This window comes from Moorena sp. SIO3B2 (assembly GCF_010692525.1).
GTDB classification, from domain to species: domain Bacteria; phylum Cyanobacteriota; class Cyanobacteriia; order Cyanobacteriales; family Coleofasciculaceae; genus Moorena; species Moorena producens.
In genome coordinates, this window is the sequence record NZ_JAAHHE010000464.1 from 1 (window position 1) to 4,174 (window position 4,174).

The following is a 4,174-nucleotide window of genomic DNA, read 5'->3' on the forward strand; positions in this document are numbered from 1 at the left end:
GGTTAAAGATCCACGGGTGTGTTGTTGGGAAATCTGTGAAATTAATCCCCTGCTCGATACCCTCAACACCATGGTGGAAAACTCCCTGGGCATTTTTGAAACCGTAGTGGATGCCATTGCCAATCGCCTAGAAGTAACAGGGAAAGTATAAGACCTGATCGTTATGCAAACCGCCGTATGCTGATAGCTGAACGCGATCGCATAAGCGCGGAAGCTGAGGCCGTAGGCCAAGCTTTGCGAACGCTTCATCCCGTGCGCGTAGCGCTAATCGCTGTTCGCTGATAGCTGATAGCTGATAGCTGATAGCTGATAGCTTACCTAATCACTATCCACCAAAACAGTAACCGCTGCAACAGCAATCAGCATCTCATCATTTTTATCATTAAGTTCTGGAATCGCTCTGCCTTGAACCACCATTCCACCGGACTCAAGGGATAGAGTTTTCTGACCGAAAGGGAGTACAGCCAGTACTTCATCTTCTCGGACTTGCTCTGGGTAAGGCACGGCGACTTGAACTTCAACTATCATTTGATTGGGATGCTCTAAACCAGCTACTTCCCAAACACCAGGTAAGGCATTGTCAGCAATAGCGTTGCGTACAGCTCTTGCTGCTGCTACGGTTGGGTCTTGACCGTGTTGGTCTACTCCCATTCCCATTTCAATAATTAAGCGTTTAAGAACCATGGCGAGTATATTCGCGATTATATTCAATACGCAACCGTTGAATTGGGTCATCCTCCGATTCTGGGACAGTATCACGACGGATTTCTTGTAAGCCCAATTCCTGAAAGTAAGCTAGTTCTGTATCGGACAACGGCCAAGGAGGACCATCTGGTTCAGTGTCGCTATCCCGAAACCGAGTGATAACTAACAGGGTTCCTCCTGGGGCGAGTAAGAATGCGATCGCATTCATCACAGTTGACCTGACCTTGAGGGGTAAGGCTTGGATGTTACGGCATTCAAACACAAAATCAAATTTGTGATGCCATGCTGGATCTAAGGCAAATAAATCCGCCACTTGGTACTTGACCTGGGAATCGGGAAATCGGTTTTGGCACCATGCGATCGCAGTCGGGGAAATATCAAAGGCAGTGACTTGGAAACCCTGCTGCGCCAACGCTTCAGCATCATCCCCTAACCCACAACCAACCACTAGGGCAGAGCGACCAGACCCTTGGGGTGTATTACGCTCTAACCAATCCTGTAGATAAGGATGGGTTGTTAAACGCGCCCAAGGTATTTGCCCTGAATCCCCATTAGCTTCGGAATATAAAACCTCAAACCATTGAGATGGATTATCTTGGCGGATTGATTCCAATGCCAAGAGTTTGACCTTTTGCTGTAGTGCTTGGGGTTGTTCCTCGAACATAGGTCTGGGGTTGGTAATGCTTCCTAATTTTAACTGTTCAAACCTAAATCCCTGTCTTGTGAGGGATATCAGCTTTGCAGTACCACATTACAAACTAAGCCATTTGGCTGATTTTTGCCATGAGGGGTGACACCCCTCATTTTATCAGGTATATTTGAAATATAAGATGCACCCTGATGATCGAGAGAGTCAGTAACACGGCTCTCTTTTTTTTTGCCTCTTTTTTTTTGCCTCTAGCATGCATGCCTCTTGCCTAAAGCCCTTGCTCGTAGCGCTATATCAACCCTGCCAAGACTCAAACGGACCTGTCCAGTTGGTTGATAATATATTCTCTAACCCCAACAGCGGAATCTAGCTGCAACGCCTCACCAGCAAGCATCTCGGCCTGGTTGATAGTCAACTGTGAAATAACTGAAATTACAGTAGCGATCGCAGGTGGATTCACACTCAACTCATCCACCCCCAACCCTAATAAAATCGGTATCCCTACTGGATTCGATGCCAACTGACCACAGACACTAACCGGAATCCCTGCTTGATGAGCAACGGTTACCGTTTGCTGAATCATCCGTAGCACAGCCGGTTCCAGGGCATCAGCTAGCTTCGCAACTTTGGGATTAGTACGGTCAGCGGCGATCACATATTGACTCAAATCATTAGTACCAATGCTGAAAAAGTCCACTTCAGCCGCTAACTGATCAGCCATGGTTACTGCTGCTGGGACTTCTACCATAATCCCTACTGGCATCTGTTCATTAAAACCATACCCTTCTTGGCGCAACTCAGCTTTAGCCTCTGCTAGGATTTCCTTAGCAGCCCGTACCTCTTCTACTGAGGAAACCATGGGAAACATCACCTTAATGTTGTGTCCATAACTCCCTCGTAGAATCGCCCGCAGTTGGATTTTGAGCATCTCTGGACAATCCAAACTCTGACGAATTCCCCGCCATCCTAGGAAAGGGTTAGGCTCTGGGGTGTGCTGAGCAGAGGGAGCATCAGAAGACGCTAGATTCAGGAAGGGAATGGGCTTGTCACCGCCAATATCTAAAGTACGAATCGTTAGGGGATGGGTACCCATAATTTCCGCAATGGCTTGATAGGTTGCCAACTGCTCTTCTTCGCTCGGAATAGTTAAGCGTTCCAGATAAAGAAACTCGGTCCTAAGTAAACCTATCCCTTGAGCACCACAATCCAGAGCCAATTTAGCATCACCCTCTCCCAAAACATTTGCCATCAAAGGAATTTTGTGTCCATCTTGAGTAATTACCTCCGTCGGTAATTCATCCTTACTGTTGCTCTGTAGCTGTAATTCTTGCTTCCGTTCCTCAGAAGGCTCTACCCAAATTTGACCGGTTGTCCCATCCAGTGCCAACTCCATACCAGCTGGCAACGACAACAGATCCTGACCAACACCAACCACCATCGGTATACCCAGCATATTGGCGATTAGGGTACTATGGGCTGTAGCACTGCCACTAGCGCAACAGATACCTAAGACTTGGCTCGGATTTAGTTGCGCTACCTCAGAGGGAGTTAAATCAGCAGCAACCAGAATCCCAGGCTCAGTCACATCTAGACCGGTTTCTTTCCTATTGGTCAGTAATCGCAACACTCGCCAGCCGACATCGATCACATCATTTCCGCGAGCTTGCATGTAGGAGTCTTCCAAAGTTTGGTAATTTGCTACGGTTTCATCGATCACAGTTTTCCAAGCCGCCCCTGCCCATAGATGCTGCTCAACTATAATCTGGTAAGCTCTATTAACTAGGGCTGGATCGTCTAAGTAGAGCAAGTGAGCCTGAAAAATATCTGCCTGATCTTTAGTAACAGTATTAATCAGGTGTTGAAGTTGCTGTTGTGCTGTTTTAATAGCAAGTTGTAGGGTTTCCCACTCCGCTTGAGGATTATCTGTTTGCTCTTCAATAATCTCTGGACGTTTGGGTTGGTAGACAATAACCGCTCCGATCGCAATCCCAGCAGCAGCCGGAATTCCAACTAACCTATCAAGTTTGACCGATGACGGGTGAAGGGATCGGTTACTGGCAGGGTTAGAGTCTTGGTTGATGTCTTCTTTTGCTTTATTTACTGTTTCACCAAAATTGTTATCGACTAGCTGCTGCAACGCTATCAAGGCTAATTCGGCATCTTCTCCCACTGCTTTTATGACTATTTCATCTCCCTGTTGGATACCTAAAAGCATCACATTATTAATGCTTTTTCCATTAACTATATTGCTAGTTTTAGTGATATTTTGTAGGGTAATTTCCGAGTTAAACCGATTAGCTGTAGTAACAAATTGGGCGGCAGGACGAGCATGAATTCCCTGTTGATTCTGGACAGTAAGATGGATTTCTTTGGTTGTAGTTGCGTAACGCACGGGCAAGATGCCCGTTCCACCCACGGGCAAGATGCCCGTTCCACCCACGGGCAAGATGCCCATTCCACCCACCGGGTCAAACTCAGTACTATCATTACTATCAACAACTGATAACTGAGAGGCTTTAGCGGTTAAAGCTGATCTAGCTTCAGCTATCACCTGGTCGATATCACCACCAGCCGCAGCTTGGACAACGGCTGCGATCGCACCTTCCACTAAAGGAGCTTCGCACAATCTCACCTTGGGTTTCTGCTCTTCATCCAGAAACTCCAGTGCCATTTCCGCACTGAGCACGGCACTGCCTAAATCCATTAATACCACTACCCCAGCATCGGAGTAAACCGACTCAATGGCAGCTTGGACTTGCAGCACATCGGTACCAAAGGGATTTTCCGGGTCATCAATACCAGCTGCGATCGCAATCGGTA

The 4,174-nt window shown here is 47.2% G+C and carries 3 protein-coding genes; all 3 read right to left on the minus strand.

Annotated features, from left to right (window positions below):
• Nucleotides 1-318: 318 nt before the first annotated feature.
• On the minus strand, nucleotides 319-684 hold the full coding sequence (locus tag F6K38_RS36225) for a Lin0512 family protein (RefSeq protein WP_287257173.1): 366 nt from the start codon (nucleotides 682-684) through the stop codon (nucleotides 319-321).
• A complete protein-coding gene (locus F6K38_RS36230) occupies nucleotides 674-1,369 on the minus strand; it encodes a class I SAM-dependent methyltransferase (protein WP_287257174.1) in 696 nt (231 codons plus the stop codon). The genes F6K38_RS36225 and F6K38_RS36230 overlap by 11 nt, the downstream gene beginning before the upstream one ends.
• Nucleotides 1,370-1,664: 295 nt before the next feature.
• Nucleotides 1,665-4,174, minus strand: a 2,510-nt coding sequence (gene ptsP / locus F6K38_RS36235; RefSeq protein WP_287359869.1) for a phosphoenolpyruvate--protein phosphotransferase, incomplete at its 5' end; no start/stop codon positions are given.

Excerpts from the sequence above, each read along its gene's own strand:
- F6K38_RS36225 (WP_287257173.1), bottom strand. The coding sequence starts at position 684 with ATGGTTCTTAAACGCTTAATTATTGAAATGGGAATGGGAGTAGACCAA.
- F6K38_RS36230 (WP_287257174.1), bottom strand. The coding sequence starts at position 1,369 with ATGTTCGAGGAACAACCCCAAGCACTACAGCAAAAGGTCAAACTCTTG.